The organism is Erythrobacter ramosus, assembly GCF_009828055.1.
Taxonomy (GTDB): domain Bacteria; phylum Pseudomonadota; class Alphaproteobacteria; order Sphingomonadales; family Sphingomonadaceae; genus Erythrobacter; species Erythrobacter ramosus.
Genome location: NZ_WTYB01000002.1, coordinates 210,302 through 223,412 on the forward strand (window position 1 = coordinate 210,302; position 13,111 = coordinate 223,412).

Sequence of the window (13,111 nt, forward strand, 5' to 3'; positions counted from 1 at the left end):
GATTGCGGGGCGCTTGCAATGCTGCTAGGCGCGCCCACTTGAACGGCAGGGGTGTAACCCTTGCATATCTTTCACGGGATCCTGACGGGCTTTACCTATGACATTCGACCTTCTCGCCGCCGCTGGCGCAGGTGCCGCAGGCGCGCCGCCGGCCTGGATCAGCTTCCTGCCGATCGTCGGCATGATCGCCATCTTCTGGTTCCTGATCATCCGTCCGCAGATGAACCGCCAGAAGCAGCACCAGGCCAAGATCGCCGCCGTCAAGAAGGGCGATCAGGTCGTCACCGCTGGCGGGTTGGTCGGCAAGGTGATCAAGGTCGACGAAACCTATGTCGAGCTCGAACTGGGCACCAATGTCCGCGTAAAGGCGATCAAGACCACGCTGGGCGACATCATCCCGCCGGGTGGCAAGCCCGCCAACGACTGATGATTGGCCTGACGCCGTGCCTTACCTGACCTTTCCCGCGTGAGACCCTGACGCAATGCTCGAATTCCCGCTCTGGAAAAAGCTTTGGCTGTGGGGGCTGACACTGGCCGCCGCCGTGCTGGCCTTGCCTTCGCTGTTTAATGTCTCCGGCCTCGACTGGCCCTCGGCGCTGCCCAATCCGCAGGTCAATCTCGGTCTCGACCTTGCGGGCGGCTCGCACCTGCTGCTCGAAGCGAGGGCCGACGATGTGCGCGCCCAGCGGCTGACGAACATGGAAGAGACCGTGCGCCAGCTGATGCGCAACGCCAAGCCGCGCATCCGCATCGGCGATGTGTCGACGGCGGACGGCAAGCTGTCCTTCATGCTTGAAAACGCTGGTGATATTGACCGTGCGCGCGGGCTGATCGAGCCGGTGATGCAGGGCCAGACCACGGTGCGCGAGTGGAGCCTCCAGGTCGTGGACGGCCAGCGCATGGTGCTGAGCCAGACCGATGCGGGGGTCAATCAGGCGCTCGACGATGCGATGGACAGCGCGACCGAAGTGGTCCGCCGCCGGATCGACGAACTCGGCACGCGTGAGCCGACCATCATCCGCCAGGGCTCAACCCGGATCGTGGTGCAGGTGCCCGGCTTGCAAGACCCCGATGCCTTGCGCGAATTGCTTGGCAAGACCGCGCAGCTCGAATTCAAGCTGGTGGCCGACCCGGCCGGATCGCAGGTCGGCACGGAAATCTTCCCCTATGCGCCCGGCTCCGGGCTTGATGGACAGTTCGTCACGGTCAACCGGCTGGGCGGTATTCGCGGTGACAATCTGACCGGCGCTCAGGCCGGCGTTGATCCCGAGTCCAATCGCAACATCGTCAACATCACCTTCGATTCTCAGGGCGGCGCCAAGTTCGCCAAGCTGACCACCGAGAATGTGGGCAAGCCGTTTGCGATCATCCTCGACAAGCAGGTACTGTCCGCGCCCAACATCAACGAGCCGATCATAGGCGGCAGCGCCCAGATTTCAGGCAACTTCACGCCGGAAAGCGCCAACAGCCTCGCGATCAGTCTGCGGTCGGGCGCCTTGCCGGTGCCGCTGACCGTGGTCGAGGAACGCACCGTCGGGCCTGATCTCGGTGCGGATTCGATCCGCAAGGGTCTGCTCGCGATGGCGATCGGCAGCATCGCGGTGATCGCGCTGATGATTGCGACCTATGGCCGCTTTGGTGTCTATGCGACCATCGCGCTGGTGCTCAACGTGCTGATGCTGCTCGGGCTGATGGCGGCGGGCGGGTTCACCCTCACCCTGCCGGGGATCGCGGGCTTCGTCATCACCATCGGCGCGGCGGTCGATGCCAACGTGCTGATCAACGAACGTATCCGCGAAGAACGCGCGCGCGGCCGCAGGGTCGTCGCCGCGGTCGAGACCGGCTACAAGGAAGCCAGCCGCGCGATCTGGGACGCGAACCTCACCAACGTCATTTCCGGCGTCGCGCTGTTCGCCTTCGGGTCGGGGCCGGTGAAGGGCTTTGCCGTGGTGCTGGTGATCGGCATCATCACCTCGGTCTTCACCGGGGTGACGCTGACCCGCATGTTTGTCGCCGGGTGGCTGCGCAAAGCGCGGCCCAACGACATCACGATTTGAGGAGCAAGCACCCATGAAACTCCTGAAGCTTGTCCCTGACAACACCAACATCAAATTCCTGAAACTGCGCGTCCCGTTCTTCGTGCTCAGTCTTGTGCTGATCTTCGGCAGCTGGGCGGCGGTGCTGGTCAACGGCCTCAATTTCGGGGTCGATTTCGCCGGCGGTCAGGAAGTCCGCATGACCTTCAAGGAACGTGAGACTGCGCCGATCCCGTCCCTGCGCGAGCTGGTTGGGGGGCTCGGCTATGGTGAGCCGGTGGTGCAGGAATTCGGCGCTCCCAATCAGGTCTCGATCCGCGTCTCCCTGCCCGAAGGCACGGAAAACACGCCGGGCGCTGCCACCGCCATTGGCGACAAGGTGATCGCGGCGATTGCCAAGGAATATCCCGACGCGCGCAAGGACGGCAACGACACTGTTTCCGGCAAGGTCGCGGGTGAGTTCCGCAATCAGGCGATCCTCGCGCTGCTGGCCGCGATGGCGGCGGTTTCGGTGTATATCTGGATCCGGTTCGAATGGCAGTTCGGCGTCGGCGCGATGTTCGCGCTGGTGCACGACGTGTCGGTGACGCTCGGCCTGTTTGCGCTGACGCAGCTGGAGTTTAGCCTCCAAATCGTCGCGGCGATCCTCGCGATCATCGGCTATTCGCTCAACGATACCATCGTCGTCTATGACCGCATCCGCGAGAACCTGAAGAAGTATCGCAAGATGCCGCTCAGCGAACTGCTTGACCTGTCGGTCAATGAGACGTTGGCGCGCACGGTGATGACGTCGCTGACGCTGTTCATCGCGCTGGTACCGCTGCTGATCTTCGGCCCACCGAGCTTGTTCGGCATGGTGGCTGCGATCACCGTGGGCCTCTTCATCGGTACCTATTCGTCGATCTACATGGCTGGCCCGCTGCTGATCTGGATGGGCGTGACCTCGACCAGCTTCGTGCCGACCGAAACAGCGACGGACCGTCAGGACAAGCTGGCGCGCGGCGAGGGCTAAGGAGCAGGGTTGGGCCTCAGGCCGCGTCCAGCAGTCGCTCGTAATGCGCGGCCAGTGCTTCGGCATTGGCTTCCCAGCTGAACGCTTCCGTGAGCGCAGCCACCGCCTCGCGCTCGGGCGGGTTGCTGAGCACCGCATTGATCCCTGCCGCCACCGCCGCAGGATTGCGCGCCACCAGCCGGCCGGCGGTATCGCAGGAAATCAGCTCGCGCGCGCCGCCGACATCGCTCGTCACCACCGGTGTCCCGCATGCGAGCGCTTCGACCCATGCATTCGCCAGCCCTTCGCTTACCGTGGGCAGCACCATCACATCGGCCGCCGACAGGATCAGCGGCATGAGATCGTGGTCGATCGAGCCGGCGAAGTGCACCCGGTCTGCCACCCCCTCGCTTACCGCCAGCGCGCGCAGGCGGGCCTCGTCCTCGCCCTTGCCGATCAGCACCAGCCGTGCGCCCGGAATATCGCGCAGGGCTTCTATCGCGATCCCCTGACCCTTGCGCTCGATCAGCGCGCCGACACAGGCGAGCAGCGGGGCGCTATCGGGCATATCGAAACCCAGCTCGCGGCTCAGCTGTGCGCGCAGTTGCGTGTGGCCGAACGGTCGGAACCGGTCGCGGTCGAGCCCGGTGTAGTGGACCGTGATCCGCTCCGCATCCATGCCCATCGCGGCCATCTGCCCCGCCAGATCACGGCTCACAGCCAGCATCCCGGTCGCCGTGCGTGCGGCGTTGAGCATCTGCTTACGGGCAAAGTCCTGCTCGCCCCAGAAGCTGATATCGCTGCCTCGCGCCTTGATCGACAGCGGCAGGCCCATCGCCCGCGCAATCTCAGCGGCGGCGGGGCCATCGGGGAAGAAGAACTGCGCGTCGAGCATATCGATGGGCGTTGCCGCATGGATGCGGCGCACCAGCGGCAGGCACGCGCGAGCGATGGCCCCGGCGTTGCGGCGCGCGCCGATGCGCGGGATCAGGGTGAAGCGCGGGCGGTGGACGGTGATGCCGCCTTCCTCGCTCACCTCGGGCAGGTCGGCGAGCGGGCGGTAGCGGCCCAAGGCCAAGGGCGGCAGGCCGATAGGATTGACCAGCGTCACCTGCCAATCGCCGCGCTTGGCCAGCGCCTCCAGCGACCGCGCCACGAAGGTGCCGAACTGCGGATTGACCGGATTGGGATAGAGCGTCGAGAGGGCGAGGACGTGTTTCATCGCCGGTGCCTCACAGCGGCCTGACCAGCATGAAGGCGACCGCGATCCATGCCGGATTGTCGACCACCACCTGCTTCTGCCCCGCGCCCGGTGGCAGCAGGCCGACCAGCGTGCCGCGCCGGTCGATCAGCCTGCCGAAGGCAAAGCGTCCGCCGGGGCGCGGCAGCAGGCAATCGCGGTTGATCGCGCTCGCCGCGTCGGCGGGATCAAGCGGGCGCAGCCACACCAGATCGCCGGGACGGTATTCGCCAACGCTGTCCTTCACCGCCAGCACCAGCGGGGCAGGGCCATCTTCGGCGGCGAAGTCGCTCGGCAGCAATGCTTCGCGCGGGGCGGTCAGCGCTTCGGGGCCACTGACGGCGAGCTCAGCAACGATCTGCGCAGGCGCGGCCGTCTCGGCGCGCATCAGACTGGCGGGCTCGACGCCGAGTGCGGCAGCGATGCGGTTCATCCAGGTCATCGAGAGCTGGCGCATCCCCGTCTCCAGCCGCCCGATGGTCTGCGCCGTAGTCGGCGGATCGCAGGCGGCGGCCAGATCGGCCAGCGTCAACCCCTTGGCCTTGCGGATGTCGCGGATGCGGTTGGTCATATCACGCCCTCAAGTAGCAAAGCGGTAGGCGCACAAGAACGCGCCTCAAGTAGCAAAGCGGTAGGCGAACAAGAACGCGCCTGAATTAACCGAATTGGTTTTTTCTTTCCTACAGATGTGCGCCCTTGGCAAGCCGCTTTCCGGTCAGCAAGCGGAGGACACGCCATGAAGCGCCAGTTGGTTGAACGCGAACTTACTCCTGAAGGCCCGCGCCGTGGGGCGATCAAAACCGGGGCGAAACCGCGCCGTACGGTGACGGTCAATCTCTCCGAAAGCCCGCTCGTCTGGCTGCACACGCGCGGGCATCTTTCTGATCGCTTGCTGGATGCAGGCGAAGCGCTGCGAGCCGATTACGAACGCGCGCAGCTATCCCCCAACGTGACGATGCGGTGGGACCCGGTGCGGGTGAAATCGACCGGTGAGCGCGGGCTATCGGCAAGCGAGCGCCAAGTCGCCGCCCGCCAGCGCTTCGACGGAGCGATCAAGGCGGCAGGACGCGGGCTGGAAGACATCCTGTGGCGCGTCGTCTGCGCAGGCGAGGCTCTGCCCGAAGCAGAAAAGACCCTCGGCTGGCCCGCGCGCAGCGGCAAGCTGGTGCTGCGCATCGCGTTGGAGCGGGTGGCGGAATTTTACCGGATAACGTGACCGAGCATGGCCTGCACCTTGGCGCGAAGTTGCGGCAGAATGTCGCGATCAAACCACGGGTGTTTGGCCATGAACAGGCGTGAACGCCACGCGGGGTGGGGCAGGGCGATGAAGGGCTCGTCCTCGCCGAAGCGGCTCACCCTTTCCGCAAGCGATAGGCGCTTCAGATGCGGCAGATAGCGGGCCTGCGCATAGGTGCCGACCAGCAGAGTCAAACGCTCGGGCGGGAGCACGCCGAGGACCGCGTCGTGCCACTGCGGCGCGCATTCCTTGCGCGGCGGGGCGTCTCCGCCGCTGGCCTTGCCGGGGTAGCAGAACCCCATCGGCACCAGCGCGACCTGCGCCGGATCGTAGAAGGTCGCCTTGTCCAGCCCCAGCCAGCCGCGCAGCCGGTCGCCGCTGTCATCGTCCCACGGCACGCCGCTGGCATGAACCTTGGTGCCGGGCGCCTGCCCGACGATTAGCAGGCGGCTGGTAGCGGAAAAGCGCGCAATGGGCCGCGGGCCGAGCGGGAGGTGCTCAGCGCACAGGGTGCAATCCGCGATCCGCGCTCTGAGCGCTTCGACATGGTCCCCCGGTGCGGGGGCGCTCACCCCTCGACCAACTCGGCCAGCATCAGCCAGCGTTCTTCGGCCGCGTCCTTTTCCGCCCGGGCGTTTTCAATGCCCTTGCTGATGGTCGCGAACCTTTGCGGGTCCTTGGCGTAGAGTTCGGGGTCGTTCAGAAGCGCTTCGCCCTTGGCGATCACGCTTTCGAGTTCCTCGATCCGCGCTGGCAGGATCTCGTAATCGCGCTGGTCCTTGTAGGTGAGTTTGACGGACGGAGCGGGTTTGGCCGGCCCACCCTTGTCAGCTGTGGTTTGCGGGCCGTTTGACCGGGGTTGTGCAGCGGTTGACGCGGGTTTTGTCGAGGTTATCGGCGCTTTGCGCTTGGCCTCCCAATCGGCATAGCCGCCCGCGACAATATCCACCTTGCCCGTCCCATCCAGGCCCAGAGTGACCGTGACCGTGCGGTCGAGAAAGTCGCGGTCGTGGCTGACGATCAGCACCGTGCCATCGAAATCGGCGATGACTTCCTGAAGTAGATCAAGGGTTTCGAGGTCGAGATCATTGGTCGGCTCGTCCAGCACCAGCAGGTTGGCGGTGCGGGCAAATTCACGGGCGAGCAGCAGTCGGGAGCGTTCGCCGCCGGACAGAATGCCGATCTTGGTATCGACCAGGCCGGGATCGAACAGGAAGTCCTTGAGGTAAGCTTGAACGTGCTTGCGCACCCCGCGAACATCGACCCAGTCGCCCCCTTCGGCGACGATCTGGCGCACGGTCGCACCGGGCTCGAGCAGTTTGCGCTGTTGGTCGATCATCACCCCTGTCAGAGTGCGCGCGTGGGTGACGCTGCCGGTGTCGGGCTCCAGCTCTTTGGTGAGCAATTTCAGCAAGGTGGTCTTGCCCGCGCCGTTCGAACCGACGATCCCGATGCGGTCGCCGTTCTGGATGCGCAGAGTGAAGGGCTTGATAATGGGGCGGTCACCGTAGGACTTGGAGATGTTCTCTGCGACGATTACCGACTTCGATTTGAAGTCATCATCGCTGGACAGTTTCAGCTTCGCTGTCCCCGCGCCGGAGATCATCGCCGCCCGCGCCGCGCGCATCTGGTAGAGCTTCTCCAGCCGCCCCTGATTGCGCTTGCGCCGCGCAGTCACTCCGCGTTCGAGCCAATGCGCCTCAAGCTTCAGCTTGGCGTCCATCCGCTCGGCTGCGCGGGCTTCCTCGGCATAGACTTGTTCTTCCCACGCCTCGTACCCGCCGAAGCCGACCTCCTTACGCCGCAGCGTCCCACGGTCGAGCCACAGGGTCGCCCGGGTCAGACGGGTGAGGAAGGTGCGGTCGTGGCTGATGGTGATGAAGGCGCCGCGATAACGCGAGAGCCAGTCCTCCAGCCAGTCAATCGCGGCCAGATCCAAGTGGTTGGTCGGTTCGTCGAGCAGGATCAGGTCGGGGTCCTGCGCCAGTGCGCGGGCGAGGGCGGCTCGGCGGCGTTCGCCGCCACTGGCCGTTGCGGCCTCGCGGCTCATGTCGATGCCGAGTTGGCCGGCGATGGCTTCCACCTCGTGACGCTCGGGTGGCAGTTCACCGCCAAGCGCGAAGTCCATCAGCGTTTCCGCGCTGCCGAATTCCGGGTCCTGTTCCAGAAACACGATCCGCGTCCCCGGCTTGATCCGCCGCGCGCCGCGGTCGGCATCGATCCGCTCCATGATCAGCCGCAGCAGCGTGGTCTTGCCAGCGCCGTTCCGCCCGATCAGCGCCAGCCGGTCACCGGGCAGCACGTGGAGATCGATGGGTGCCGCGCCGCTGGTGGGCGACGGACCGCCGAACAGCCAGCGCCCGCCTTGCTGCAATGCGACGCCTTCGAGCGAGAAGATGGGGGGCTGTGCCATGGGATGGGCCAAGTAGGGGCTTGGCCCCCGCGCCACAAGAGCGCGTTTCCCGCCGGTTCAGTGCAGCGAAAGCTGAACGGGTGCAGAGGCGCGACCAATCGGAGGAATACTTACCATGATGAAACCCGCCATTGCCTTTATTGCCGCCTCGGCGCTGACGCTTCCTGCGGCGGCGCTTGCCGCCAGCGTCGATATTGCCGCGACCGGCCCGGTGGTCGAACTCAACGTCTATGAAAGCGTTGATGTCGCCCCGGATACTGCGACAATCGGCGCAGGCGTCACCACCGAAGCGCCGACCGCGACCGAGGCCTTGCGGCTGAACTCGGCGGAGATGCAGAAGGTGATCGCGCGGATCAAGGCGCTGGGCGTTGCCGAAAAGGACATCCAGACGACCGGCATCAACCTGAACGCGCGCTATGATTACGATCAGGCCACCCAGCGCCAGGTGTTTCGCGGCTACATGGCCTCGAACCGGGTGAACGTGATCCTGCGCAAGATCGACGACACGGGCCGAGTGCTTGATGCGCTGGTCGTAGCCGGGGCGAATGACATTAACGGCCCGAGCTTTAGCATCGATGATGACACCGCCGCCAAGGACGCAGCCCGGAAGCGCGCGGTTGAGCGGGCTCAGGCGCAGGCCAAGGCCTATGCTACAATGCTCGGCTATGACGGGGCCAAGGTGCTGGCGATCAGCGAAGGGCTGACCGGCAATAGCCCGATGCCGCAGATGGCGGAAATGCGGTTGAGCGCCACGAAGTCCGATGCTGCGCCCGTGCAGCCGGGCATGGTTCAGGCCGGGGTGAACATTTCGATCACCTACGAACTGGTCAAGAATTCCGGCTCGCCCGCGAAGTAGTGCCATTCACGGCTTGTTCAATGGACCTCAGCTAGGCATGATCCTGTCATGAAACGCTTTCCCGCCCTCATCCTTGGTTCGCTGGCCGCTGCGGCACTGGTGACTGCGCCCGCTGCGGCGCAGCAGGATCAGACGCGCGGGGATCAGGGTGAGGCCCGGCGCGAAGCGCAAGCGGGCAATATCATGCGTTCGGGCGAGATTGAGGCGAAGATCTTGCCGATGATGAAGGGCGCCGAATATCTCGGGTTTGCCTATGATTCGACCGCGCGGGCTTATCGGCTCAAGTTCATCAAGGATGGCCGCGTCACCCATGTCGATGTGGACGCCCGCACCGGGCGGATCATCGGCCGTTCGCACTGACGGGCGGACGGCGATGCGCTTTCATCGGGGGAAAGCAGCGGCACAGGCGCGCGGCGCTTGCTTGACGCGTGAGCGGCAAAAGAGCACGACCCGGCGCAACATTAAGCTTGGAAATGGTGGATCATGCGCATTCTGATCGTCGAAGACGAACCGACCCTTGGCGCACAGCTCAAATCGACGCTCGAAGGGCAGGGCTATGCTGTCGACCTATCAGTCGATGGTGAGGACGGGCACTTCATGGGCTCGACCGAGGATTATGACGCGGTGGTGCTCGACCTCGGCCTGCCCGAGATCGACGGGCTGACCGTGCTCGGCATGTGGCGGCGCGAAGGGCGGAGCTTCCCGGTGCTGGTGCTGACTGCGCGTGACAGCTGGTCGGACAAGGTTGCAGGGCTGGATGCGGGCGCTGACGATTACCTCGCCAAACCATTCCAGACCGAAGAGCTGATCGCCCGCCTGCGTGCGCTGATCCGCCGCGCTTCGGGCAATACTTCCTCGGAACTCACCGCGGGCGATGTGCGGCTGGACACCCGTTCGGGCCGCGTCACGCTCGATGGCGAGCCGGTCAAGCTGACCGCGCAGGAATACAAGCTGCTGAGCTACCTGATGCACCACAAGGGCAAGGTGGTCAGCCGCACCGAACTGATCGAGCATATCTACGATCAGGATTTCGACCGCGATTCCAACACCATTGAAGTCTTCGTCACCCGCATTCGCAAGAAGCTTGGCGCAGACGTGATAACGACCATCCGTGGCCTCGGTTACAGCCTCGACGACCCCGCCGACCAGCCCCGCGCTTAAGGGTGTGCCTGAGGCGGCGGCGCCCGGCGGCGATGCTTCGGTGGCGTTGCCCGTGGGCGAGGCCGCGGTCGTGCCGGAGGAAGTAGCCGCCACGCCGCAACCGCGCGCCAGCCTTGCGCGGCGCATGGGGCTGATTGCGGCAGGGTGGATTTTCGTCCTCTTGCTGGGCGGCGGCATCGCGCTCGAACGCACGCTGACGACCCAGGTCGAAGCCAATTTCGACGAACAGCTCGACTACATCCTGACCGCCATGATCGCATCGGCCGAAATCGATGCGAGCGGCGAGGTCTACTTCTACCGAACCCTAGGCGATCAGCGCTTCCTTGAGCCGGGGAGCGGGCTGTACTGGCAGATCAGCGGCGGCAATTACGAACCTTGGCCCTCGCGCAGCCTGTGGGATCGCACACTGAAGCTGGAAGGTGCTGACACCAACGGCGACCATTTCGACAGCGATATCCATTTCTACAACTCAGACCAGTTCAAGGGCGAGCCGCTGCGCCTTGCCGAACGCACCGTGATCCTGCCCGGCAGCGAGACGCGCTGGACCTTCGCCGTCGCCAGCGCGACCGAGCAGATGGACACGCAGATCGGTCGGGTGCGGCTGATCCTGATCTGGAGCTTTGCGGTTCTGGGGCTGGGCCTACTGGTGATGGCACTGCTCCAGATCCGCTACGGCCTTTCGCCCTTGCGGCGCGTGCGGGCGGCAATCCAAAACCTGCGCACCACCGGCGCGAACCGCATCACCGAGCCGCTCCCGCTGGAAGTGCAGCCGCTGGTGGAGGAATTGAACGCGCTGCTCGAACATTCTGAGCGGCAGGCCGAAGAAGCGCGCCGCCATGCGGGCAATCTGGCCCACGCGTTGAAGACCCCGCTGACCGTGCTTACCAACGCCGCCACCGCGCGTGCACCCGATCTTGGCGAGGCCGTCATGCGCGAGACGCGCACGATGCAGCGCCATGTCGACCACCACTTGGCCCGCGCCCGCGCCGTCGGCCGCCGCGCGGTCGGCCATGCGCGCACCAATGTCATGGCCAGTGCCGAAGCCGTACGCCGCGCAGTCGAGCGGCTCTATCCCGATGGCCGGCTCGACATCGCCGGTGACCGGAACGCCGCGGTCTCGCTTGAGCGGCAGGATCTCGACGAACTGCTTGGCAACCTGATCGAGAACGCGGCCAAATATGGCGGCGGTTCGGTTTTCGTCACCGTCGACCCCGATGAGGCCGGGATTCCCCGGGATCCCAAGATGTGTCTGATCTGGGTCGAGGATGATGGCGCCGGTATCCCAGAGGCCGAGCGGATCCGCATTTTTGACCGCGGCGTCCGGCTCGATACCGACAAGCCGGGTACCGGCCTTGGCCTCGCGATCGTGCGCGATGTGGCCGAGATCTACGGCGGCAGCGTCACCCTGTCCGAGAGCGAGGATCTGGGCGGGTTACTGGTCGAACTGCGCTTGCCACGCGTCGATTGACGCGCCCCGCGAAGGGTTTTCGCAAGCCCCGCGTTGTAAGCGCGACGGACCGGACCGATCCACACGCACACGGGGCCATTTGCGCCAAGACATGAACGCCAGCAGCGAGCCTTCGACCTCTGCTCCGCGCACCGCCGGTCCCGGCGATGATGCGGCATTGGCGGCACGGCTGGCGGCGCGTGATCCGGCGGCGCTGCGCGAGGTGATCGCCTGCCACGCCGCCGCGCTCCATCGCGCCTGTTACCGGATGACCGCCGATGCCCATGAGGCCGAGGACATTGTGCAGGAAGCCTGTTTGCGATTGTGGGATCAGGCGCCGAAAATCGCCGCGCGCCATCCGATTGGCAACCAGGCGGCGGCAACGCTGAGGCTGGGCGGCTGGCTGCAACGGGTGGTCACCAACCTCGCGATTGACCGCCTGCGCCGCACCCGCCGGCTGTCGGACGGCGAGGTGCCGGACAGCGCGGACGAGGCTCCGCTGGCCGATACGCTGATCGAAGCGGGCGAACGTGATGGCACCGCTCGCGCGCTGATCATGGCGCTGCCCGAACGGCAACGCGCCGCGATCGTGCTGACCTATTACGAGGAACTGTCCAATGCCGATGCAGCCGAGGCGATGGAGATGAACATCAAGGCCTTCGAAAGCCTGCTACACCGCGCCCGCGCAGCCTTGCGCCAGGCGTGGACGGCGCAAGGAGACGCGCCATGAGCGTGAGTGAACAGGATCAGGGCGCGCCGATCGTTCCCGGCAGCCCGCTGGCCCGGGTGCTGGACGATTACGCCGTGCCGGGCCTCTCCGCCGGTTTCGCTGACCGCGTGCTCGCCGCAGCCGAGGTGCGTCCAGCACCGCTGCCGGAAGTGCGCCGGACGCGAGGCGAGCGTGGCTGGCGGTTGGGGCGGGGGATCGCCATCGGCATCGCCAGCTTCGGCGCGCTCGCCACGGCAGCGGCCGCGACGGGCTTGCTCCAGCAATTCGACATTCCTGTCCCCACGGCGGAAAAGGTCTGGGCCAGCCTTACCGGCAAGCCGCCCGCACGCGCCGCAGCGCCCGCGCCTGTGATCGCCGCGGCACCGGACGCTGCCAGCGAACCGGCCAGCCTTGCACGGGTCGAAATCGTCGGCCCGGTCGATACGCCCGAGGAACTTAGCGAGGCTTTCCGCCGGATCGATGAAGTGCGTGAGGGCCGCTATGCCGCCCGGCGCGAGACAATCGCCCAGCGCATCGACAAAGCGATCGAACAACGCCGCTCCGCCGGGCTCCCGGTGCCGACGCATGAGGAAGAAGCGGCCTTCCGCCAGCGCGTCGATGAAGCGCAGGCCCGCCGCCAGCAGCTTGCCGACGAGCGTATCGCCGCACGGCGTGCGGAGATGGAGCGCAAGGTTGCAAACGGCGAGGCGCTGACCCGCAAGGATATCGTCCAGCCTCTGCGCGAAGATGCCCGCGCGCTGGAACGGCTGCGGCAACTGCGGCGCATGTCGCCCGAACAGCGGCGCGAGGCCCTGCGCCAATTGCCGCCGGAAGAACGCCGCGCGCTGATGGACGAATATCGCGCCCAACGCATCGGCGCGGCAGCACCGACACCCGCAGTCCCAGCCGAAAACGCGCCAGCCGAGTAAGTAAGCGCAGGTGCCGGGAAGATTGATCCGCGATGCTCCTCTTCCTGCCCCAATTCACTCTCCGTTCATGGTGTGCAAGCGATTGAAAGCGC

General features: G+C 65.7%; 14 protein-coding genes. 10 read left to right on the forward strand and 4 right to left on the reverse strand.

The window, feature by feature from the left end:
* Positions 1 to 97: 97 nt before the first annotated feature.
* Genes yajC through secF form a run of 3 tightly spaced genes read left to right on the forward strand, consistent with a single transcriptional unit; the run spans position 98 to position 3,048 of the window.
* Positions 98 to 427, forward strand: coding sequence for a preprotein translocase subunit YajC (gene yajC, locus GRI59_RS07620; protein ID WP_160760628.1), 330 nt, complete (start codon positions 98 to 100; stop codon positions 425 to 427).
* Between the two features lie 55 nt (positions 428 to 482).
* On the forward strand, positions 483 to 2,057 hold the full coding sequence (secD, locus tag GRI59_RS07625) for a protein translocase subunit SecD (protein WP_160760629.1): 1,575 nt from the start codon (positions 483 to 485) through the stop codon (positions 2,055 to 2,057).
* A gap of 13 nt (positions 2,058 to 2,070) precedes the next feature.
* Entirely contained in the window at positions 2,071 to 3,048 is a 978-nt protein-coding gene (secF, locus tag GRI59_RS07630; RefSeq protein ID WP_160760630.1) for a protein translocase subunit SecF, read from the forward strand.
* Positions 3,049 to 3,064: 16 nt separating this feature from the next.
* Here secF and GRI59_RS07635 read toward each other — a convergent pair whose 3' ends face one another.
* Positions 3,065 to 4,249 carry a glycosyltransferase gene (locus GRI59_RS07635; RefSeq protein WP_160760631.1) on the reverse strand — a complete coding sequence of 395 codons (1,185 nt, stop codon included), beginning with the start codon at positions 4,247 to 4,249 and terminating at the stop codon, positions 3,065 to 3,067.
* A gap of 10 nt (positions 4,250 to 4,259) precedes the next feature.
* Entirely contained in the window at positions 4,260 to 4,838 is a 579-nt protein-coding gene (locus GRI59_RS07640; RefSeq protein ID WP_160760632.1) for a helix-turn-helix domain-containing protein, read from the reverse strand.
* A 165-nt stretch (positions 4,839 to 5,003) separates the two neighbouring features.
* Here GRI59_RS07640 and GRI59_RS07645 point away from each other — a divergent pair, with 165 nt between their 5' ends.
* Positions 5,004 to 5,483 carry a DUF6456 domain-containing protein gene (locus GRI59_RS07645; RefSeq protein WP_160760633.1) on the forward strand — a complete coding sequence of 160 codons (480 nt, stop codon included), beginning with the start codon at positions 5,004 to 5,006 and terminating at the stop codon, positions 5,481 to 5,483.
* Here GRI59_RS07645 and GRI59_RS07650 read toward each other — a convergent pair.
* The gene (locus GRI59_RS07650) at positions 5,468 to 6,076 is read right to left on the reverse strand and encodes a uracil-DNA glycosylase family protein (RefSeq protein WP_160760634.1); all 609 of its coding nucleotides are present in this window, start codon (positions 6,074 to 6,076) and stop codon (positions 5,468 to 5,470) included. The genes GRI59_RS07645 and GRI59_RS07650 overlap by 16 nt on opposite strands.
* Positions 6,073 to 7,917: an ABC-F family ATP-binding cassette domain-containing protein gene (locus GRI59_RS07655; RefSeq protein ID WP_160760635.1), complete on the reverse strand. Its 1,845-nt coding sequence runs from the start codon at positions 7,915 to 7,917 to the stop codon at positions 6,073 to 6,075. Before GRI59_RS07655 ends, GRI59_RS07650 begins: the two co-directional genes overlap by 4 nt.
* A gap of 115 nt (positions 7,918 to 8,032) precedes the next feature.
* Between GRI59_RS07655 and GRI59_RS07660 the strand changes: the two genes are divergently transcribed.
* From GRI59_RS07660 to GRI59_RS07685, 6 genes are all read left to right on the forward strand, one after another.
* Entirely contained in the window at positions 8,033 to 8,773 is a 741-nt protein-coding gene (locus GRI59_RS07660; RefSeq protein ID WP_237440745.1) for an SIMPL domain-containing protein, read from the forward strand.
* 48 nt (positions 8,774 to 8,821) lie between these two features.
* Positions 8,822 to 9,133 (forward strand): PepSY domain-containing protein, encoded by a 312-nt coding sequence (locus tag GRI59_RS07665; RefSeq protein WP_160760636.1) that lies wholly within the window; start codon positions 8,822 to 8,824, stop codon positions 9,131 to 9,133.
* Between the two features lie 123 nt (positions 9,134 to 9,256).
* On the forward strand, positions 9,257 to 9,934 hold the full coding sequence (locus tag GRI59_RS07670; protein ID WP_160760637.1) for a response regulator transcription factor: 678 nt from the start codon (positions 9,257 to 9,259) through the stop codon (positions 9,932 to 9,934).
* A complete protein-coding gene (locus GRI59_RS07675) occupies positions 9,885 to 11,402 on the forward strand; it encodes a sensor histidine kinase (protein WP_419866796.1) in 1,518 nt (505 codons plus the stop codon). The genes GRI59_RS07670 and GRI59_RS07675 overlap by 50 nt, the downstream gene beginning before the upstream one ends.
* Before the next feature lie 91 nt (positions 11,403 to 11,493).
* Positions 11,494 to 12,111, forward strand: coding sequence for a sigma-70 family RNA polymerase sigma factor (locus tag GRI59_RS07680; protein WP_160760638.1), 618 nt, complete (start codon positions 11,494 to 11,496; stop codon positions 12,109 to 12,111).
* The gene (locus tag GRI59_RS07685; RefSeq protein ID WP_160760639.1) at positions 12,108 to 13,019 is read left to right on the forward strand and encodes a hypothetical protein; all 912 of its coding nucleotides are present in this window, start codon (positions 12,108 to 12,110) and stop codon (positions 13,017 to 13,019) included. Before GRI59_RS07680 ends, GRI59_RS07685 begins: the two co-directional genes overlap by 4 nt.
* Positions 13,020 to 13,111: the final 92 nt, after the last annotated feature.